Origin of the sequence: Streptantibioticus cattleyicolor NRRL 8057 = DSM 46488 (assembly GCF_000240165.1) — a bacterium.
GTDB classification, from domain to species: domain Bacteria; phylum Actinomycetota; class Actinomycetes; order Streptomycetales; family Streptomycetaceae; genus Streptantibioticus; species Streptantibioticus cattleyicolor.
In genome coordinates, this window is sequence record NC_017586.1 from 4,781,960 (window position 1) to 4,802,917 (window position 20,958).

General features: G+C 73.0%; 15 protein-coding genes. 7 read left to right on the forward strand and 8 right to left on the reverse strand.

Annotation, left to right across the window (positions count from 1 at the left end; genetic code table 11):
- Positions 1 to 26: 26 nt before the first annotated feature.
- The 3 genes from SCATT_RS21105 to SCATT_RS21115 all read right to left on the reverse strand — a co-directional run bounded on the left by SCATT_RS21105 (position 27) and on the right by SCATT_RS21115 (position 2,780).
- Positions 27 to 755, reverse strand: a complete 729-nt coding sequence (locus SCATT_RS21105) for an ABC transporter ATP-binding protein (protein WP_014145171.1) — start codon at positions 753 to 755, stop codon at positions 27 to 29.
- A 157-nt stretch (positions 756 to 912) separates the two neighbouring features.
- The gene (locus SCATT_RS21110; protein WP_014145172.1) at positions 913 to 2,274 is read right to left on the reverse strand and encodes an aspartate aminotransferase family protein; all 1,362 of its coding nucleotides are present in this window, start codon (positions 2,272 to 2,274) and stop codon (positions 913 to 915) included.
- 2 nt (positions 2,275 to 2,276) lie between these two features.
- A complete protein-coding gene (locus SCATT_RS21115; protein ID WP_014145173.1) occupies positions 2,277 to 2,780 on the reverse strand; it encodes an Lrp/AsnC family transcriptional regulator in 504 nt (167 codons plus the stop codon).
- A gap of 204 nt (positions 2,781 to 2,984) precedes the next feature.
- On the opposite strand from SCATT_RS21115, the gene SCATT_RS21120 reads away from it, so the two are divergent.
- The gene (locus SCATT_RS21120) at positions 2,985 to 4,421 is read left to right on the forward strand and encodes a gamma-aminobutyraldehyde dehydrogenase (protein ID WP_014145174.1); all 1,437 of its coding nucleotides are present in this window, start codon (positions 2,985 to 2,987) and stop codon (positions 4,419 to 4,421) included.
- 97 nt (positions 4,422 to 4,518) lie between these two features.
- On the opposite strand, the gene SCATT_RS21125 is transcribed toward SCATT_RS21120, so the two are convergent.
- Positions 4,519 to 5,565, reverse strand: a complete 1,047-nt coding sequence (locus SCATT_RS21125; protein WP_014145175.1) for an adenosine deaminase — start codon at positions 5,563 to 5,565, stop codon at positions 4,519 to 4,521.
- Between the two features lie 102 nt (positions 5,566 to 5,667).
- Positions 5,668 to 7,635, reverse strand: coding sequence for a putative Ig domain-containing protein (locus tag SCATT_RS21130; RefSeq protein WP_014145176.1), 1,968 nt, complete (start codon positions 7,633 to 7,635; stop codon positions 5,668 to 5,670).
- 446 nt (positions 7,636 to 8,081) lie between these two features.
- Here SCATT_RS21130 and SCATT_RS21135 point away from each other — a divergent pair, with 446 nt between their 5' ends.
- Positions 8,082 to 8,909 (forward strand): TrmB family transcriptional regulator, encoded by an 828-nt coding sequence (locus SCATT_RS21135; protein ID WP_014145177.1) that lies wholly within the window; start codon positions 8,082 to 8,084, stop codon positions 8,907 to 8,909.
- A gap of 19 nt (positions 8,910 to 8,928) precedes the next feature.
- Here SCATT_RS21135 and SCATT_RS21140 read toward each other — a convergent pair whose 3' ends face one another.
- Entirely contained in the window at positions 8,929 to 10,605 is a 1,677-nt protein-coding gene (locus SCATT_RS21140; RefSeq protein ID WP_014145178.1) for a PucR family transcriptional regulator, read from the reverse strand.
- 267 nt (positions 10,606 to 10,872) lie between these two features.
- Between SCATT_RS21140 and SCATT_RS21145 the strand changes: the two genes are divergently transcribed.
- From SCATT_RS21145 to SCATT_RS21160, 4 genes are all read left to right on the forward strand, one after another.
- Entirely contained in the window at positions 10,873 to 12,408 is a 1,536-nt protein-coding gene (locus SCATT_RS21145) for a gamma-aminobutyraldehyde dehydrogenase (protein WP_014145179.1), read from the forward strand.
- Between the two features lie 73 nt (positions 12,409 to 12,481).
- The gene (locus tag SCATT_RS21150) at positions 12,482 to 13,876 is read left to right on the forward strand and encodes an NAD(P)/FAD-dependent oxidoreductase (RefSeq protein ID WP_014145180.1); all 1,395 of its coding nucleotides are present in this window, start codon (positions 12,482 to 12,484) and stop codon (positions 13,874 to 13,876) included.
- A 152-nt stretch (positions 13,877 to 14,028) separates the two neighbouring features.
- Entirely contained in the window at positions 14,029 to 14,496 is a 468-nt protein-coding gene (locus SCATT_RS21155) for a bifunctional DNA primase/polymerase (RefSeq protein WP_014145181.1), read from the forward strand.
- 117 nt (positions 14,497 to 14,613) lie between these two features.
- The gene (locus tag SCATT_RS21160) at positions 14,614 to 16,119 is read left to right on the forward strand and encodes a CoA-acylating methylmalonate-semialdehyde dehydrogenase (protein WP_014145182.1); all 1,506 of its coding nucleotides are present in this window, start codon (positions 14,614 to 14,616) and stop codon (positions 16,117 to 16,119) included.
- Here the strand turns inward: SCATT_RS21160 and SCATT_RS21165 are convergent.
- Both SCATT_RS21165 and gabT read right to left on the reverse strand, forming a co-directional pair.
- Entirely contained in the window at positions 16,091 to 16,708 is a 618-nt protein-coding gene (locus SCATT_RS21165; RefSeq protein WP_014145183.1) for a phosphatase PAP2 family protein, read from the reverse strand. The two genes, SCATT_RS21160 and SCATT_RS21165, sit on opposite strands and share 29 nt — an antisense overlap.
- A 442-nt stretch (positions 16,709 to 17,150) precedes the next feature.
- Entirely contained in the window at positions 17,151 to 18,500 is a 1,350-nt protein-coding gene (gene gabT, locus SCATT_RS21170) for a 4-aminobutyrate--2-oxoglutarate transaminase (protein ID WP_014145184.1), read from the reverse strand.
- Between the two features lie 244 nt (positions 18,501 to 18,744).
- Here gabT and SCATT_RS21175 point away from each other — a divergent pair, with 244 nt between their 5' ends.
- A complete protein-coding gene (locus tag SCATT_RS21175; RefSeq protein WP_014145185.1) occupies positions 18,745 to 20,934 on the forward strand; it encodes a type IV secretory system conjugative DNA transfer family protein in 2,190 nt (729 codons plus the stop codon).
- Positions 20,935 to 20,958: the final 24 nt, after the last annotated feature.

The window sequence follows — 20,958 nt, forward strand, 5'->3', positions numbered from 1 at the left end:
GTGACGGGCGGTGCGCCGCACGGGCCTCACGCGGAGGTCACGCACGGGGCCGTACCCTCCTGCGCCGGTCCGGCGGGCCCCGCGTCGAGCAGGCCGTCGAGGATCGGGACGGTGCGGTCGGCGTACCGGGCGGCCTCGGGGTCGTGGGTGGCGAGCACCACGGTGATCCGGTGGGTGCGGGCGGCGGTGGTCAGGGCGCGTAGCACGTGGGCCTGGTCGGGGCGGTGCAGCGGGGCGGTGGGCTCGTCGGCGAAGAGCACGTCGGGCACGGTGACCAGGGCGCGGGCGACGGCGACGCGCTGGCGCTGGGACTGCAGGAGGTCGGCCGGGCGGCGGCGGGCGAGCGGGGCGACGTCGAGCCGTTCGAGCCATTCGTCGGCGGCGCGGCGGGCCGTCCGGTAGGAGGCGCCGCGCAGCAGCAGCGGCAGCGCCGCGTTCTCCCGCGCGGTCAGCTCCGGCACCAGGCCGGGGACGGGGCCGACCCAGCCGAACCGGTCGCGCCGCAGCCGTTCACGGGCGCCACGGGAGCGGCTGTGCAGCGGCGTGCCGTCGAACCACACCTCGCCGGCCTCCGGGCGCAACTGGCCGGACAGACAGGCCAGCAGCGTGGACTTGCCGGCTCCGCGGGGGCCGAGGACGGCCAGGATCTCACCGGGCGGCACGCCCACCGTGGCGCCGAGCAGCGCGGGGGAGCCCTGGTGCGAGCAGCGCAGCCCGCGGGCCCACAGCAGGTGGTTGCCGGGCGGCGCCGTCATGCGGGTACCTCCGCTCGTCCGTCCGTTCGTCCTCACCGGGGCGAACGAGCCGGGGGCGGATCGGTTACCGCGCGCACGGGCCCCGTGCCGTCCGTTCGGGGGAGGACGGCGGCACGGGGCCCGCGGGTCAGGGAGGGATCGCGTCGCGCGAGGGGGGTTACAGCTTGGTCCACGCCTCCGTCAGGACGGTACGGATGATCTGCTCGATCTCGTCGAAGGTCGACTGGTCGGAGATGAGCGGCGGGGAGAGCTGGATGACCGGGTCGCCGCGGTCGTCGGCGCGGCAGTACAGGCCCTCCTCGAACAGCTTCTTGGAGACGAAGCCGTACAGGATGCGCTCGGACTCCTCGTCGTCGAAGGACTCCTTGGTGACCTTGTCCTTGACCAGCTCGATGCCGTAGAAGAAGCCGTTGCCGCGCACGTCGCCGACGATCGGCAGGTCGTGCAGCTTCTGCAGGGTCTTCAGGAAGGCGCCCTCGTTGGCCAGGACGTGCTGGTTGAGGCCCTCGCGCTCGAACAGGTCGAGGTTGGCCAGCGCGACCGCGGCGGAGACCGGGTGGCCGCCGAAGGTGTAGCCGTGCAGGAAGGTGTTGTCCTGCTTGTAGAACGGCTCGGCGATGCGGTCCGAGACGATCGCGGCGCCGATCGGCGAGTAGCCGGAGGTCATGCCCTTGGCGCAGGTGATGATGTCGGGCACGTAGTCGAACTTGTCGCAGGCGAACATCGTGCCGAGCCGGCCGAAGGCGCAGATGACCTCGTCGGAGACGAGCAGCACGCCGTGGCGGTCGCAGATCTCCCGCACCCGCTGGAAGTATCCGGGCGGCGGCGGGAAGCAGCCGCCGGCGTTCTGCACCGGCTCCAGGAAGACCGCGGCGACGGTCTCCGGGCCCTCGAAGAGGATCTGCTGCTCGATCTGGTCGGCGGCCCAGCGGCCGAACGCCTCCGGGTCGTCGCCGTGGATCGGGGCGCGGTAGATGTTGGTGTTGGGCACCTTGTGGGCGCCGGGGACCAGCGGCTCGAAGGGGGCCTTGAGGGCCGGCAGGCCGGTGATGGACAGGGCGCCCTGCGGGGTGCCGTGGTAGGCGACGGCCCGCGATATCACCTTGTACTTGGTGTGGTTGCCGGTGAGCTTGTGGTACTGCTTGGCCAGCTTCCAGGCGGTCTCCACCGCCTCGCCGCCACCGGTGGTGAAGAAGACCTTGTTGAGGTCGCCCGGGGCGTAGTGCGCCAGCCGCTCGGCCAGTTCGATCGCCTTGGGGTGGGCGTACGACCACACCGGGAAGAAGGCCAGCTCGGCCGCCTGCTTGGCGGCGACCTCGGCGAGCTCGCGGCGGCCGTGGCCCGCCTGGACGACGAAGAGGCCGGCCAGCCCGTCGAGGTACTTCTTCCCGTCGGTGTCGTAGATGTACGTGCCCTCGCCGCGGGTGATCGTCGGCACCGGGGCGTTCTCGTACGACGACATGCGGGTGAAGTGCATCCACAGGTGGTCGTACGCAGTCTTTGACAAGTCCGCGCTCATGGCTATCTGGTTCCCCAGGTGTAGGTCTGCTTCCGGAGCTTGAGGTAGACGAAGCTCTCGGTGGACCGCACGCCGGGCAGCGCGCGGATCCGCTTGTTGATCGTCTCCAGGAGGTGGTCGTCGTCCTCGCAGACGATCTCGATCAGCAGGTCGAAGGAGCCGGCCGTCATGACGACGTACTCCACCTCTCCCATCTCGGCCAGCGCGTCGGCGACCGGTTCGAGGTCGCCCTCGACGTTGATGCCGACCATCGCCTGGCGCCGGAACCCCACGGTGAGCGGGTCGGTGACGGCGACGATCTGCATGACGCCCTGGTCGAGAAGTTTCTGGACACGCTGCCGTACGGCCGCCTCGGACAGGCCGACGGCCTTGCCGATTGCGGCGTAGGGCCGGCGTCCGTCCTCCTGCAACTGCTCGATGATCGCCTTGGAGACGGAGTCGATCACCGGAGCGCCGTTGCGGTCCTTCGGGTCAGGTGTACGAGTGGCCACGACCCCACTCTGCATGAGAGGTCGTCTTTCCCGCAACCCAGAATCGATGAAATCCGTTGTTGATCGCTCAAAATTTTACTGATTCCATTGCGAGCGGCGTGTGGGTATGTCGAAACCGCCCGTCCTCCCGTTAGGGTGGGAGGTGTCTCGACGTACGGACACCAGGTCGTACGGACATCAGGTCCACCGAACCGGCACAGCACCAGACAGGAGAAGGCAGTGAGCGAACTCCGTACCCTGCGCAACTACATCGACGGGGAGTTCCGCGACGCCGCCGACGGCCGCACCACCGACATCGTCAACCCGGCCACCGGTGAGGTGTACGCGACCGCGCCGCTGTCCGCCGCCGCGGACGTCGACGCGGCCATGGCCGCCGCCGCTGCCGCCTTCCCGGCCTGGCGGGACACCACTCCGGCCGAGCGGCAGCGGGCGCTGCTGAGGATCGCCGACGCGATCGAGGCGCGCGCCGAGGAGCTGATCGCCGCGGAGAGCGAGAACACCGGCAAGCCGATCGGTCTGACCCGGACCGAGGAGATCCCGCCGATGGTCGACCAGATCCGGTTCTTCGCCGGGGCCGCGCGGCTGCTGGAGGGGCGCTCGGCCGGCGAGTACATGGAGGGGATGACCTCCATCGTGCGCCGGGAGCCGGTCGGGGTGTGCGCCCAGGTGGCGCCGTGGAACTACCCGATGATGATGGCGGTGTGGAAGTTCGCCCCGGCGATCGCCGCGGGCAACACGGTGGTGCTCAAGCCCTCCGACACCACCCCGGCCTCCACCGTGCTGCTCGCCGAGATCCTCGGCGGCATCCTGCCCAAGGGCGTCTTCAACGTGATCTGCGGCGACCGGGAGACCGGCCGGCTGATGGTGGAGCACCCGACCCCGGCGATGGCCTCCATCACCGGTTCGGTCCGGGCCGGCGTCCAGGTGGCCGGCAGCGCCGCCAAGGACGTCAAGCGGGTCCACCTCGAACTCGGCGGCAAGGCCCCGGTCGTGGTCTTCGAGGACGTCGACATCCACAAGGCGGTGGAGGACATCGCGCTGGCCGGCTTCTTCAACGCCGGCCAGGACTGCACCGCCGCCACCCGCGTGCTGGTCCACGAGTCCGTCCACGACGAGTTCGTCACCGCGCTGACCAAGGCCGCCGCCGAGACGAAGACCGGTCTGCCGGACGACGACGACGTGCTCTACGGCCCGCTCAACAACGCCAACCAGCTCGCCCAGGTCACCGGGTTCATCGAGCGGCTGCCGGAGCACGCCAGGGTGGAGACCGGCGGCGCGCGCGTCGGCGACAAGGGGTACTTCTTCGCCCCGACCGTCGTGACCGGGCTGCGCCAGGACGACGAGATCGTCCAGAACGAGGTCTTCGGCCCGGTGATCACCGTGCAGAAGTTCACCGACGAGGAGCAGGCCGTCGAGTACGCCAACGGCGTGGAGTACGCGCTGGCCTCCTCGGTGTGGACCAAGGACCACGCCCGTGCCATGCGGATGTCGAAGAAGCTCGACTTCGGCTGCGTGTGGATCAACACCCACATCCCGCTGGTCGCCGAGATGCCGCACGGCGGCTTCAAGAAGTCCGGCTACGGCAAGGACCTGTCGGCCTACGGCTTCGAGGACTACACGCGCGTCAAGCACGTGATGACCTCGCTGGACGGCTGACCGGACCCGGACCGGGACGGCCGCCGCGACCAGGTGTCGCGGCGGCCGTCGTCCGTTCCAACGGCCCCGCGCCGCAGGGCCGTTGACCGGCGCGGGGTCAGCTGCGGGCGGCGGTGTACGCGTCGATCTCGGCGGCCAGCCGGGACTTGCCCGCCTCGTCGAGGAAGGACGCGGTCACCGCGTTCTTCGCCAGGGCGGCCACCCCGGCCGCGTCGAGGCCGAGCAGCCGGGCGGTCACCGCGTACTCGGTGTTGAGGTCGGTGCCGAACATCGGCGGGTCGTCGCTGTTGACGGTGACCAGCACCCCGGCCGCCACCATCTCCTTGACGGGGTGCTCGTCCAGGGTGGCCACCGCGCGGGTGGCGATGTTGGAGGTGGGGCAGACCTCCAGCGGGATGCGGTGCTCGGCGAGGTGGGCCAGGAGCCGCGGGTCCTGGACGGCGCTGGTGCCGTGGCCGATGCGTTCGGCGCCCAGCTCGGTCAGCGCGTCCCAGATGGTCTGCGGCCCGGTGGTCTCGCCGGCGTGCGGCACGCTGTGCAGCCCGGCCGCCCGCGCCCGGTCGAAGTACGGCTTGAACTGCGGCCTGGGCACCCCGATCTCCGGGCCGCCCAGCCCGAAGGAGACCAGCCCCTCGGGTGCCTGGTCCACCGCGATGTCGCAGGTGACGGCGGCCGACTCCAGCCCGGCCTCGCCGGGGATGTCGAAGCACCAGCGCAGCACGGTGCCCAGCTCCGCCTCGGCGGCCTTGCGGGCGTCCTCGATCGCCTCCAGGAACGCCTCGGCCGGTATGCCGCGCCGCACCGAGCTGTAGGGGGTGATGGTCAGCTCCGCGTACCGGATGTTCTGCCGGGCCATGTCCCTGGCGACCTCGTAGGTCAGCAGCCGGACGTCCTCGGGGGTGCGGATGAGGTCCACCACCGACAGGTAGACCTCGATGAAGTGGGCGAAGTCGCGGAAGGTGAAGTAGTCGGCGAGGACCTCGGGGTCGGCCGGGACCTTCGAGTCCGGGTGGCGGGCGGCCAGTTCGGCAACGATGCGCGGCGAGGCCGAGCCCACGTGGTGCACGTGCAGCTCCGCCTTGGGCAGCCCGGCGATGAACGCCGCCAGATCCTGGTCGCCGGCCGGTACGGAACTGGTGGTCATCGGTCCTCCACATGTCGTCGGTCGGCTCATGGTAGACGCCGGGAACGACACGGCGGGCCCGGGCGGTTCACGCCCGCCCGGGCCCGCGTCCGGTGACCGGGGTCAGCCGATGTCGAGCGCGGTGTCGTCGATCAGGAAGTCGGTGGCGAGCGAGGAGTCCTCGGTGCCGGTGAACTTCAGGGTCACCGTCTGCCCCGCGAACGAGGACAGGTCGAAGGACTTCTGCACGTAGCCGGTGTTGGCATTGGCGTTGGAGTAGGTCGCCAGGGTGGTGGAGCCGGCCTGGACGGTCAGCTTGTCGTAGGCGGTGGTGCCCGACTCCTGGGTGTCGATGTGCAGCCAGAAGCTGAAGGTGGCCTTGCAGCCGGCCGGGATGGTCACCGTCTGGGACAGGGTGTCGGTGTGGGTGGTGCCGTAGCCGTCCAGCCACGCCTTCCACGAGCCGGAGTGGGCCGGCTCACTGCTGCTGTTGTCGATCACGCCGGAGGAGGCGCTCCACGGCGCGGCGCTGCCGGTCTCGAAGCCGGGGTTGCCCAGCAGCTGCGAGGCGGTGCAGCCGCCGCCGGAGGAGCTGGTGACGGTCCAGGTGAAGGTGGTCGAGCCGGTGGCGCCGGTGGTGTCCTTGGCGGTCACGGTCACCGTCGAGCTGCCGGCGGTGGTCGGGGTGCCGCTGATCAGACCGGTCGAGGAGTTGATCGACAGCCCGGCCGGCAGACCGGTGGCGCTGTAGGTCAGGGTCTGGCCGGAGGCCGAGTCGCTCGCCTTGATCTGGAGCGAGGCGGCGGTGTTCACCACGGTGGACTGGTTGCCCGGGTTGGTCACCGTCACCGTGTTGCCGGTGCTGGAGCCGGAGGTGAAGGCGGCGGTGCCGTTGGGGGTGCCCAGACCCGTGGGACCGTCGTAGCCGGGGCCCGCGGTGCACAGGTACGACGGCGAGCACGAGCCGTTGCTGCCCGAGGTCACGTCGTTGAGCGCGGAGGTGTGGGCGTACGGGTACGAGGCCGGGTAGCTGTTCGCGGCCGGGGTGCCGGCCAGCGCGTAGACCGAGGCGATGATCGGCGAGGAGGCGCTGGTGCCGCCGTAGACGTTCCAGCCGGAGCCGCCGTAGGTCTGGTAGACGGCCACGCCGGTGGCCGGGTCGGCGACCGCGGAGACGTCGGAGATGGTGCGCTTGGCGCAGCCGGTGTCCTTCTGCCAGGACGGCTTGGGGTCGTAGGCGGAGCAGCCGGAGCCGGTGCCCTCGGTGCTGGAGGTGTTCCAGACCGACTCGCTCCAGCCGCGGGAGTTGCTCGCCCGGGTCAGCGCGGTGCCGCCGACCGAGGTGACGTACTGCGAGGCGGCCGGGTACTCGGCCCCGTAGGCGCTGTCACCGGCGCTGACGGTGATGGCCACGCCGGGGTGGTTGAAGTACTGGCTGTCGGCGGTCAGGTCGGAGGAGTCCTCCGCGCCGCCGTAGCTGTTGGAGACGTACTTGGCGCCCTGCGCGACCGCCTGGTTGACGGCGGTGCCCAGGTCGCTCATGTTGGCGCTGTTCGCCTCGACCAGCAGGATGTGGCACTGCGGGCAGGTGGCGCTGACCATGTCGACGTCGAGCGATATCTCGCCGGCCCAACCGGAGTCCGCGGTCGGGTAGTTGGTGCCGCCGTTCTGGTCGATCTTCTTGAAGCAGCCGTTGGCGGTGGTGCAGGCCGGCAGGCCGTACTGCGAACGGTAAGTGGCCAGGTCCGACTCGGCGTTGGGGTCGTCCTGGGCGTCCACGATGGCCACCGTGGCGCCGGCGCCGGCGGAGGAGGGCAGGTTGTAGGCGCTCTGCAGGTCGGAGGGGCCGTAGCCGGAGGGGGCCGCGTTGGGCGCCAGCGACATGTGCTGCACCAGGTCGGTGCGGGCCTCGGCGAGGCACGCCATCTTGCCCGGCTCGGTGGGCTGCGCGCACAGGTGGCGGGTGTGCACCGTGGAGGCGGTGGCGGCGGCCGGGTGCGCGGGGGCGGCACCGGCCGGGGCGGCGGCCATCAGACCGCCGGTGACCAGCGCCGCGGCCGACAGCAGGGCGGTGGCGGCGGATTTCGCCACACGTCTGCCGGAGTCTCTTTTCGAACGCAATGAACTGCCCTCCAGTGGGGGACGCGCAGGGCAGGGTAGTCCTGCGCATGACAACACGAGGGTGGTGCTGTGCCGCCGACGGATACGACGGACGGGCCGTTGGCGCGCCGCACCGCGACGGAAGGTGCGCACGTCGCGGCCGCGCGGCGACCACGGCGGGGCCGACGGGCCGGTCACGGCTTGCTGGAACGGGTAGCGGGCGGTACGGGTACGGAGTGGTACGGGTACGGCGGTACGGGGTGGTGCGCTGAGCGGCGGGACGCGTCGCGCTGCGTCGGGTGACGCCTCCCTGGCTGCCACCCCGTGCAGTGGTGGCTACCGGCCCCGAAAGTAGCGAAGACGCCACCCAGTGACAACCAGGAAAGTGCAAATCCTTTGCTCTGCCTTCATGGCCAGGGCGTATACGGTGTCCTGCCATGGAGCCGCAGGAAGAGTCAGTCGGCCACCTCATGTCCTTGGGGCTGGCCAGATACGAAGCACGCGTGTACCTCGCGCTGATCAGGCGGGAGTCGTACACCGCGGCCGAGGTGGCCCGCGCCGCCGACGTACCGCGCCAGCGCATCTACGACGTGCTCGACGCCCTGGTACGCCGCCGGCTGGCGCTCCAGCACCCCGGCCGGGTGGCCACCTTCTCGGCGGTCGACCCGGAGCTGGCGCTGACCCGGCTGATGGCCCAGCAGCGCGAGGCGCTCGACCGGATGGAACGCGTCTCCACCTCGCTGGCCACCGCGCTGCTGCCGATCTGGTCCGACGGGCGCTCCCACTCCGACCCGCTGGACTACATCGAGGTGCTGCGCGACCCCAAGGCCATATCCGAGCGCTTCGCCGACATCCAGGACCAGGCCGAGCACGAACTGCTCAGCTTCAACAAACCGCCCTTCATCGCCCCCACCGAGAACACCACCGGCATGAAGGCGGTCCGCCGGCTGCGCCGCAACCACGGCATCGTCCGCGCCCTGTACACCTACGACGTGCTCGCCGACGAGGCCATGATCGAGAACGTCGAGCAGTTCGGCCGGGCCGGCGAGGAGGCCAGGTTCACCGAGAGGCTGCCGCTCAAACTGGTCGTCGCCGACGCCTCCATGTGCCTGTTCGACATGCCCGACCCGGTGGCCGGAACCGGTGCCACCACCGCGCTGTACATCGAGCACCCGGCGCTCGCCGGCTGCCTGCGGCTGGCCTTCTCCACGGTGTGGGAGCAGGCGGTGACGCAAGCGGACGCCCGCACCCGGATCGGCGTCTGACCGCCGTCGTCCCCGCCGGTCAGCCGCGCACCGCCTCCAGCGCCAGCAGCGCCACGTGCAGCGACAGACACGACTCCACCTGGTCCAGGTCGACCCCGAGCACCCGCTCCACCTTGTGCAGGCGGTCGTAGAACGACGGACGTGACATGTGCGCCGCGTCGGCCGCCGCCGACTTGTTGCGCCCGCTGGTCAGGTACACCGTCAGGATGCGGATCAGATCGGTGCCGTGCTCCGCGTCGTACGCCAGCAGCGGCCCCAACTCCCGTTCCACGTACGTCTGGAGCCGGGCGTCGTCGCGCAGCAGATGGAGCAGACCGCGCAGCCGAACGTCCGGCAGCCGGTAGTACGAGCCGGTCCGCCGGCCGGGCACCCTGGCGCGCCCCGCGGTCCCCTCCGGCAGCCGCGGCTCGGCGTGCAGCGCGGCGTCGGCGACCTGCGCGGCCTCCAGCAGGGTGCGCCGGGCGTCGCGCAGCGAACCCACCGAGGAACCGGCCGCCATCAGGTACGCCGGGGCCGGCGAGGCCGCCTCCAGCAGCCGTTCCAGGGCGGCGGCGAACCCTTCCAGCGCCGCGTGCTCGTCCTCCGAGGGGCCCAGCGAGACCAGCAGCCCGACCCCGCCGTCGTCCAGGGCGCCGATGAGCGCGGTCACCCCGCGTTCCCGCGCCGCCAGGGCGGCCGTCTCGGTGAAGTCCCGCAGCCGGGCCTGGGCCTCCAGCGCCGCCGACACCGGCGTGCCGCGCAGCCGCAGCATCACCCCGACCAGCCGCCGGCCCTCCAGCGGCACCCCCAGCGCCCGGGCCCGCAGCGCCACGTCGGAGACGGTCAGCGCGTGGGTGAGGACCCCGGAGAGCAGGGTGCGGTGGGTCTGCCGCTCCAGCGACTCGCGGTCCCGCTCCAGCAGCCGGCCCAGGGCGAGGGTGGAGGCGCCGCGCTCCAGCACCACGGTGAGCCGGCCCGCCCCGTCCGCCTCCGTGCCCGGGACCCCCACCAGCACCAACCGCCCCCAGTCCCGCCCGCGCGCCCCGACCGCGGTCACCAGCCACCCGGCCCGCTCGTCGTAACCGGTACGGGCGGCCGTGCGCACCCCGCGCGAGCGCCGCTCCCAGCCGTCCAGCAGCCCCTGCGGATCACGGCCGGCCGCATCGAAGGCGAGCACCTGGTGCGAGAGGTTCTCCAGCACCGCCGGCGCCCCCGCCATCCGGGCCACCTCGCGCACCACCTCGCCCGGCTCGGCGCCCTCCACCGCCAGCTCGTTGAAGGTCTGGTGGACCGCCTCCGAGGCCCGCAACTCGGCCAGCTGCGCGTTGACCACGTGCTCGTGCACCGCCTCGGTGACGGCCACGAAACGCACCTCGGTACCGAGCGCCACCAGCGGCAGCCCGCGCCGTTCGGCGGCCCGCACCAGCGGCCGGGGCAGCTCGTCGGCGTACCGCCGGCCCAGCTCCACCACCAGCCCGGCCGCCCCCACGTCGGCCAGCTCGCCGATGTAGCGGGCCAGCGACTCCTTGTCGGCCGGGAGCATCACCCCGGTGGTGAGCACCAGTTCGCCGCCGCGCAGCATCCCGGCGATGTCGGCCAGCTCGCTGACGTGCACCCAGCGCACCCGGTTGGCCAGCGCGTCGGCGCCCGCCACCACGCCGGGGTTGCCGCGCCGCAGCACGTCGAGTTCGAGCACCTCGGCGACGGTGGGATACACGGGGCGGCCTCCGGTGGGGTGGGCGGTGTTCGGTGGCTGAATTTACGCACTGTAAGGCGATCCTCGGCAAGCCGAGCGGACTGTTGGTTGCCAGCCTGCCGGGACTGCGGCATCGTCCGTGCACAGTGGACGCAGATTCCGTTGCCCAACCCCAAGGCAACAACGGAATCGCTTGTTAGGGCAAGGCCACTCTGTCAGGATCGGCCATCGACTCGGCCGGATGCCACGCAGTGACGGTACCGCCCAGGTGCGACGAGGAGAGCGTGAATGGACCACAGCGACCACAGCCGCGACGCCGCGATCGAGGTGGCCGCGGGGCTGCGCGCCGGGGCCCAGTACATCGCCGGGCGACTGCGCCCCGGCACCTCCGGCCGCCACCACGAGGTGGTCGACCCGGCCACCGGCGAGGCGGTGTACAGCTGCGAACTGGCCGGCCCGGCGGACGTGGACGCCGCCGTCGCCGCCGCCCGCGCCGCGCTGCCGCAGTGGGCCGGCGCCACCCCGGGCGAGCGCTCGCAGGCCATGCACCGCTTCGCCGAGGTGCTCGCCGGGCGGGCCCGCGAGCTGGCCCTGGCCGAGTCCCTCCAGTGCGGCAAGCCGGTACGGCTGACCACCGGGTTCGACGTGCCCGGCACCATCGACAACACCGCCTTCTTCGCCGGCGCCGCCCGCCGTCTGCAGGGCCAGGCCGCCGCCGAGTACTCCGGCGACCACACCTCGTACGTCCGCCGCGAGCCGGTCGGGGTGGTGGGGTCGATCGCGCCGTGGAACTACCCGCTCCAGATGGCCGCCTGGAAGGTCCTGCCGGCCGTCGCCGCCGGCAACACCGTGGTGCTCAAGCCCGCCGAGCTGACCCCGCTCACCTCGCTGATGTTCGCCCAGGCCGCCACCGAGGCGGGGATCCCGGCCGGCGTGGTCAACGTCGTCACCGGGGCGGGCCGGGACGCCGGAGAGCACCTGGTGGGCCACCCCGACGTGGCCATGACCTCCTTCACCGGCTCCACCGCCGTCGGCAAGCGCGTCGCCGAGATCGCCACCCGCACCGTCAAACGGCTCCACCTCGAACTCGGCGGCAAGGCACCCTTCGTGGTCTTCGACGACGCCGACCTCCAAGCGGCGGCGCACGGCGCGGTGGCCGGCGCCCTGATCAACACCGGCCAGGACTGCACCGCCGCCACCCGCGCCTACGTCCAGCGCCCGCTGTACGACGCCTTCGTCACCGCCGTCGCCGACCTGTTCAACGCCGTCACCTGCGGCGACCCCTTCGACCCGGCCACCGACCTGGGCCCGCTGACCTCCTTCGCCCAGCGCGACCGGGTGGCCGCCTTCGTCGACCGCGCCCGCTCCTACGCGACCGTGGTCACCGGCGGCACCGCGCCGGACGCCAAGGGCGCCTACTACCGGCCCACCCTGATCACCGGCGCCGCCCAGGACAGCGAGGTGGTGCGGAGCGAGATCTTCGGCCCCGTCCTGGTGGTGCTCCCCTTCGACACCGACGAGGAGGGGCTGCGGCTGGCCAACGACACCCCCTACGGACTCGCCGCCTCCGCCTGGACCCGGGACGTGTACCGGGCCGGCCGCGCCACCCGAGAGATCGCCGCCGGCTGCGTATGGGTCAACGACCACATCCCGATCATCAGCGAGATGCCGCACGGCGGTTACCGGGCCTCCGGCTACGGCAAGGACATGTCCGCGTACTCCTTCGAGGAGTACACCCAGGTCAAACACGTGATGCTGGACAACACCGGGCAGGCCGCGAAGGGCTGGCACCGCACGGTGTTCGCCCTGCGCGGCGAGAGGTAGGCGCGGTCCGCCCGGCCACCGCGCCGCCGTCCGGCACGCAGCAACCGTCATTTCCGTCAAGGATGTGAGAACGATGGACCCAGCCCGTTCGCTCGCTGAGGCGCGCCCGGCACCGTTCTGGCTGGAGGACCCCGGCAGGCCCGCCGCCAACCCCGCGCTCGTCGGTGACGAACACTGCGACCTGCTGGTGGTCGGCGGCGGCTACTCGGGGCTGTGGACCGCGCTGATCGCCAAGGAACGCGACCCCGGCCGGGACGTCGTCCTGGTCGAGGCCAAGGAGATCGCCTGGGCCGCCTCCGGCCGCAACGGCGGCTTCTGCGCGGCCTCCCTCACCCACGGCCTCGGCAACGGCCTGGAACGCTGGCCCGCCGACCTGCGCGCCCTGGAGGAGCTGGGCGCCCGCAACCTCGACGCCATCGAGGAGACCGTCACCCGCCACCGCATCGACTGCGACTTCGAGCGCACCGGCGAGATCGACGTGGCCACCGAGCCCTACCAGCTCGACGACCTGCACGCGCTCGCCGAGGAGGCGGCCGGGCTCGGCGTGGAACTCGACCTCCTCGACCGGGACGCGATGCGCGCCGAGGTCGACTCGCCCACCTTCCTCGGCGGTCTGTGGGACCGGCGCGGGGTGGCCATGCTCCACCCGGCCAAGCTCGCCTGGGGCCTCAAGCGCGCCTGCGAGGAGGCCGGGGTGCGCGTCTACGAGCACACCCCGGCCACCCGGCTGGCCGCCAACGGCACCGCGGTCGCCGCCCGCACCCCCTACGGCCGCGTCTTCGCCCGCCAGGCCGCCCTCGGCTCCGGGGTCTTTCCCTCCCTGGTGCGGCGCGTCCGCCCGTTCGTGGTGCCGGTCTACGACTACGCGCTGGTGACCGAGGTGCTCAGCGACGCCCAACTGGCCTCCATCGGCTGGAAGAACCGGCAGGGCCTGGGGGACAGCGCCAACCAGTTCCACTACTTCCGGCTCACCGCCGACAACCGCGTCCTGTGGGGCGGCTACGACGCGATCTACCCCTTCGGCGGCCGGGTCGCCGCCGAGTACGACCAGCGCCCGGAGACCTTCGCCAAGCTGGCCCGCCACTTCTTCACCTGCTTCCCGCAGCTGGAGGGGGTGCGTTTCAGCCACGCCTGGGGCGGCGCCATCGACACCTGTTCGCGCTTCTCGGCGTTCTTCGGCACCGCCCACCGCGGCCAGGTCGCCTACGCGGCCGGGTACACCGGGCTCGGGGTGGGCGCCACCCGCTTCGGCGCCGAGGTCATGCTCGACCTGCTCGCCGGTGAGCCCACCGAGCGCACCGAGCTGGAGATGGTGCGCACCAAGCCGCTGCCGTTCCCGCCGGAACCGGTCGCCTGGGCCGGCATCGAGCTCACCCGCCGCTCACTGGCCCGCGCCGACCGCAACGCCGGCCGCCGCAACCTGTGGCTGAAGACCATGGACAAGCTGGGCCTCGGTTTCGACAGCTGAACCGGCCCGCCCGCCCCGCGCCCCCGCCCGCCCACCGGCCGGGGGCGCCGCCGTCTTCACACGCCCTCACGTTTTCTCCGCCCCGTCCCGCGTCATGACCGCCGCCGAGCGCGCTCTGACGGTACGGAGCCGGTCGAGTGGGAGGAGCGGACATGGACGGGGCGCAGGCGAGGAAGGCGGCCGACTGGCTGGCATCGGCGGCACCCGACCCCCGCGCGTGCCGCTGGGCGTGGGAGCGCGACCCCAACGGGGTGGCGCTGCTGCCCGCCGGACGGCGCTGGGACGTGGCGATCACCGACGGCACGCTGGGCCGCACCGCGCTCGCCGTCCTGGTCCGGCTGGCCGGCCGCCCCGGCCCGGTGCTCGCCACGGCCGGGGAGACCCGGCTGGGCTGGCTGGTCCCACCGGGCACCGGGCGGTACTGGGTGGCCACCGGGGTACGCACCGCGGGGTCCGGCAGCTGGATCGCCGTACCCCACCCCGGCCGCCGGCCGCGCGGCATCCGCTGGCTGGTGCCACCGGACGGCTCCGGGCGGCTGACCGACCCGGCGCTGCTGGAGAGCGCCCTGCACGAGGCGGTGGCGCTCCGCCACGACGACTTCCGGGGCTTCGATGTGTAAAGCGGATCGCGCTCACCCCGACACCTTGCGTGTTGTGGCGTGCCCGGCCGGCCGCGAGACTGACCGGGGAGGCTTCCGACAACGGCTCCGGCCACGCTTCGACAAGGAAGGTCTGACGTGACCACCAAGCACATCACGCACTGGATCGCCGGCCAGGAATGGTCCGGCTCCGCCGAGCGGCGGGGCGACGTGTACGACCCGGCGACCGGCAAGGTCACCGGTCAGGTGGACTTCGCGTCGATCGCCGAGGTGGACCAGGCGGTCGGGGCCGCTGTCACCGCGTTCCGCGGCTGGCGGGACGCCTCGGTGGCCAAGCGCACCCAGGTCCTCTTCGCCTTCCGCGAGCTGCTCAACCAGCACCGCGACGAACTCGCCGCGATCATCGTCTCCGAGCACGGCAAGGTGCACTCCGACGCGCTCGGCGAGATCGCCCGCGGCCTGGAGGTCGTCGAGTACGCCTGCGGCATCCCGCAGCTGCTCAAGGGCGGCTTCACCGAGCAGGCGTCCACCGGCATCGACGTGTACTCCATCCGCCAGCCGCTCGGCCCGGTCGCCGTCGTCTCGCCGTTCAACTTCCCCGCCATGGTGCCGATGTGGTTCTTCCCCATCGCCATCGCGGCCGGCAACACCGTGGTGCTCAAGCCGTCCGAGAAGGACCCGTCGGCCGCCGGGTTCCTGGCCCGGCTGTGGCAGCGCGCCGGGCTGCCGGACGGTGTCTTCAACGTGGTGCACGGCGACAAGACCGCCGTCGACCGGCTGCTGGAACACCCCGACATCAAGGCGGTCTCCTTCGTCGGCTCCACCCCGATCGCCCGCTACGTGTACGAGACCGGCACCCGCTACGGCAAGCGCGTCCAGGCGCTCGGCGGCGCCAAGAACCACATGCTGGTGCTCCCCGACGCCGACCTCGACCTGGCCGCCGACGCCGCCGTCAACGCCGGCTTCGGCGCGGCCGGCGAGCGCTGCATGGCCGTCTCCGTCCTGGTCGCCGTCGACCCGGTCGGGGACGAACTGGTCGCCCGGATCAAGGAGCGGATGGCCGCCTTGAAGGTCGGCCCCGGCTGCTCCGGCGACTCCGAGATGGGCCCGCTGGTCACCGGCGCCCACCGGGACAAGGTCGCCTCCTACCTCGACGCGGGCGTCGCCGACGGGGCCACCCTGGCGGTGGACGGCCGCAGCCACCCGGTCGACGGCGCGGAGACCGCCGACGGCTTCTGGCTCGGCCCGACCCTCTTCGACCACGTCAAGCCCGGCATGTCCGTCTACAACGACGAGATCTTCGGCCCGGTGCTCTCCGTGGTCCGGGTCGGCTCCTACGACGAGGGCCTGGAGCTGATCAACGCCAACCCGTACGGCAACGGCACCGCGCTGTTCACCAACGACGGCGGCGCCGCCCGCCGCTTCCAGCGCGAGGTCGAGGTCGGCATGGTCGGCATCAACGTGCCGATCCCGGTGCCGGTGGCCTACTACTCCTTCGGCGGCTGGAAGGCGTCGCTCTTCGGCGACACCCACGCCTACGGCCCGGACGGCGTCCACTTCTTCACCCGCGGCAAGGCCGTCACCCAGCGGTGGCTCGACCCCTCGCACGGCGGCATCAACCTGGGCTTCCCCACCAACTCCTGACGACCCGTCGGGTCACCTCCAGCACGATCGCGGCCAGCGCCCAGCCGGCCGCCACGTCCAGCGGCCAGTGGTAGCCGCGCCACACCAGCGCGGCGCCCACGGCCACGTTCAGCAGCACGGCGGCGCCGGCCAGGCACCGCCGTGCCGCCGCCGTACCGGGCGCCAGCGCCAGCACGCACAGCCCGTACCCCACCGCCGCCGTCACCGCGTGACCGGAGGGGAAGTAGCCGGAGTGGGCCACCAGACGCGTGGCGCCCGGCGCCGGCCGCGCGACCAACGCCTTGAGGCCCACCACCAGCGGCAGCGCGCACGCCATCGCCACCGCCTGCGCCACGGCCGGCCCCCACCACCGCGCACCGCCCCGGCGCCGGCGCCGCCAGGCCCCGTACCCCACCGCGAGCGCCAGCACCGGCAGCACCACCGTCACGTTGCCCGCGTCGGCCCAGAACTGGGCGACCGGGGCCACCGCGCGACGACCTGCCGCCAGCCGCAGCACGGCCGCGTCCGCCGAGGTGTCCCACCGGTACAGCGGCCCGTGGCCGGCGACCTGCCAGGTGAGCGCCGCGACCAGCAGCACGGCGAACGGCACGAGGGCGGCTCGGAGCGGGGAAGAAGTCGGCCGCCCCGGAACAGGGGGGGATGTTCCAGGGCGGCCGTGCCGGTCGCCGTACCGGGCGTCCCGGGGGGTTTGGGACGCGCGGCCGGACGAGCGGCGAAGGGTGCCGGGGCCAGTGGCTCCGACGGTGTTGTGCGCGAGGGCACTGCCGTGTCGACGATGGGGATCCGTCGACGGGGTGTCGCCCGCGGTCTCCCGCGAGCGGCGGGGTGTTTCCTTCATCTGCGACCACCGTAGGTCACGGACGGGACCTCGCGGGGGAGCGCTCACCCACCCCTCATCAGCCCCGCACAGGTTCTTCACGCCGACCGGCACCCGCCCGGCGACTACCTACCGTCACGACGCCCGGCCCCGCCCCCCGGGCCGGAACGGCGGGGGAGGCGGGGCCGGGCGCGGCGATGTCACCGCGGGGTGCTCACAGCGCGGCGAAGGCGTTCTCGATGACGTCCAGGCCCTCGGTGAGCAGGTCCTCGCCGATCACCAGCGGGGGCAGGAAACGCAGCACGTTGCCGTAGGTGCCGCAGGTGAGCACCACCACGCCGTTGGTGTGGCAGAACTTGGCCACGGCGGCGGTCGCGGCGGCGTCCGGCTCCTTGGTGCCCGGCTTGACCAGCTCCACCGCGATCATCGCGCCCCGGCCGCGGACCTCGCCGATCACCGCGAACTTCTCCTGGAGCGCGGTCAGGCGGCCCTTCATGACCTCCTCGATCCGCTTCGCCTTCGCGTTGAGGTCGAGCTCCTTCATGGTCTCGATGGCGCCCAGCGCGGCGGCGCAGGCCACCGGGTTGCCGCCGTAGGTGCCGCCCAGGCCGCCGGCGTGGGCCGCGTCCATGATCTCCGCGCGCCCGGTGACCGCCGCCAGCGGCAGCCCGCCCGCGATGCCCTTGGCGGTGGTGATCAGGTCCGGGACGACGCCCTCGTCCTCACAGGCGAACCACTGGCCGGTACGGCAGAAGCCGGTCTGGATCTCGTCGGCGACGAAGACGATGCCGTTCTCCCGGGCGAACCGGGCGATCGCCGGCAGGAAGCCCTTGGCCGGCTCGATGAAGCCGCCCTCACCCTGGATCGGCTCGATGATGATCGCGGCCACGTTCTCCGCGCCGATCTGCTTGGAGACCACGTCGATCGCCTGCGCCGCGGCCTCGTCGGCGCACTTCTCCGCCCCGGTGGGCCAGCGGAACGGGTACGCCAGCGGTACCCGGTACACCTCGGGCGCGAACGGCCCGAAGCCGTGCTTGTACGGCATGTTCTTGGCGGTCAGCGCCATCGTCAGGTTGGTGCGGCCGTGGTAGCCGTGGTCGAAGACGACGACCGCGGTGCGCTTGGTGTACGCCCGGGCGATCTTGACCGCGTTCTCCACCGCCTCCGCGCCGGAGTTGAACAGCGCCGACTTCTTGGCGTGGTCGCCCGGGGTCAGCTCGGCCAGCCGCTCGGCGACCTCCACGTAGCCCTCGTACGGGGTCACCATGAAACACGTGTGGGTGAACGCCGCCAGCTGCTCCGTCGCCCGGCGGACCACGGCCTCGGCGCTGTTGCCCACCGAGGTGACCGCGATGCCGGAGCCGAAGTCGATCAGCGAGTTGCCGTCCACGTCCTCCAGCACGCCGCCGCCCGCCCGGGTCACGAAGACCGGCAGGGTCGTGCCCACGCCGTCCGCGACCGCGGCCGTCTTGCGCGCCAGCAGCTCCTGCGACTTCGGGCCGGGGATCGAGGTGACGAGACGACGTTCCTGGGGCAGCGCGGGGCCACCGGACACTTCGGTCATGAGGGCTTACTCCTTGCGATCACAGCCTTTTCCCGCAGGCTATGCCGTGACCGGCGCGCCGCGCACACTCCGATAGGGAGCAGTGCGCGAGGACGTTTCGACGCCGCGGACAGTGGCGCCCGGGGCGACCACCCCCGGCCTGCCGCTGCCCATCACCGGCCGTTCCTCAGTACATTGAGCCCACCGGGCCCCGGGCACCGGGACAGGCAGACGGTCGGCTGGTCAGGGCGAGGGACAGCGATAGATGGACGTCGAAGGCGCACACGGCTACGGATACCGCGAGTCCACCCCGGCGTCGTCCCCGGCGGTGCCGCCGCCCGCCCCGCCGCCGAAGCCCTCCTACGCCCCCGGCGCCCCGCCGCCCCCCGGCCCGGGCCACGTCCCCGGGCAGGCCCTCGGCGCCGCCCACGAGGACCGGGCCGCGCCCTTCCTGACCTGGCTGCGCACCCCCCGCGTGGCCGGCGCCCCCGGCACCTACGCCTACGGCCACGTCCCGCGCCCCGCCCAGGAGCCGGAGCGGCTGCCGGATCGGCGGCTGGTGGGGGGCGCGGTGGGGGCGCTGGTGTGCGGGGCGGTGGTGTGGTCGCTCTTCTGGGACGGCTACCTGCCGTTCCTGATCTGGCCGCTGGAGTGGGTCACCCCCGACTCCTGGCTGGGCACCGGCTCGGCCGAGGCCCTCGGCTACTCCTACTACGTCCTCCTCGCGCTGGTCATCGCGGTGCTGTGCGGGCGCGCGGGCCGCTGGCCGGAGGCCGTCCGCCGCTACCTCCTCCCCCTCCTGCGCCGCACCGCCCGCGCCGCCTCCGCCGCCAAGGCGGCCCGCTCCGCCGGCACCGCCGCGGACCCCGCCGCCACCGGCGCCGACGACCCCGCCGGATGGCCCGAGCTGCGGGCCGCCGGGGAGCACGCGACGGCGGACCGGCTCGCCGACGAGACGTTGCGCGGCGCCCTCAACGACGTGGACTTCGTCCGCCTCCACCGGGCCTGGGCCCGGCTGCGTACCCGGCCCGACGGCACCGCGGCGTACGCCCGCGCGGTGGCCGAACACGGCGCCGCCGCTTTCGCCCACCCCTCCGGCGCCCGCGACCTGCCGGTGCGCACCGCCCGGCACGACCTGTACACCGCCCAGGTGCGCCTGGGCGCCGCCGACGACGGCAAGCGCAACCCCTACGCCTACCGCGGCGTCGGCTTCGCGCTCGACCCGGCGCTGCTGGGCACCTCGCTGCTGGTGGTCGGGCCGCCCGGGGCCGGCAAGACCCGGCACGTGGTGCGCCCGGTGGTCGAGTCGCTGTGCCTGCAGGCGCTGGCCGGCGGCGCCGCCGTGGTCGCGGTCGGCGCGGCCGGCTCCGCGCTCGGCCCGGACGACGCCTTCGACGTGGTCATCCGCCTCGGCGACCCCGCCTCCGGCTACGACCTCGACCTGTACGGCGGCACCGCCGACCCCGACGAGGCGGCCGGACTGCTCGCCGAGGCGCTCCTCGACGGCTTCGACGGACCCGAGGCCGACCCCCGCCGGGCCGCCACCGCGCTCGCCCGCGTCCTGGGCCCCTACCGCGCCGCGCACGGCCGCTTCCCGGCCGTACCCGAACTGCGCGAACTGCTGGACGGCAACCAGCCCGCCCTCGCCACCCTGCGCGACGCCCTCGAAGCCGCCCAGGAACACGCCTGGGCCCGCGAACTGGCCGCCTGGGAGCGCCAGTCGGGGCGCCCCGGCGACATCGGCGCGCTGCTGGCCGACCGGGTGGCGCTGCTCGACCGGCCCGCCTTCGCCGGCTTCTTCGACGTCAGCGGCAAGACCCGGCCGTTCGCCCTGAGCGCCCTGGAACACCCGGTACGGGTCCGGATCGACCTGCCGCAGCGCGGCCACGCCGAGGCCAGCAGGATGCTCGCCCGGCTGCTGCTCGCCCAGTTCACCGCCGCCGCCACCGCCCGCCGCGACCGCTCGGTCTTCGCCTGCCTCGTGCTGGACGACGCCGCCCGCGCCGTCACCGCCGAAGCGGTCCGCGGACTGCAACGGCTGCGCTCCGCCCACGCCGGCGTGGTCCTGGCGCTGCGCACCCTGGACGACGTCCCCGAGACGCTGCGCAGCGCGCTGCTCGGCGCCACCGGCTGCCGCATGGCGCTGTCCGGGGTGACCACCTGGGACGGCAAGCGGTTCGCCGAGTCGTGGGGGACCACCTGGGTGGAGGAGTCCGACGTCACCCGGGCGCCCGACGTCTCCGGCGGGATCGTGCGCCGCACCGCGCGCGGGGCGCGGCGGCTGTTCACCGGGGAGGCGGCCACCACCGAGTCGGTCACGGTACGCAAGGTGGAACGGGAACGCTGGTCGGCCTCGGACCTGGCGCACGCGGTGCCGCCCGGCCACGCGGTCGCCTCGCTGACCACGGTCGGCGGCGACCACTCCCCGCCGGTCCTGGTCGACCTGCGCGGCTGAACCGCCCCCGGGCCCGACGCGCGG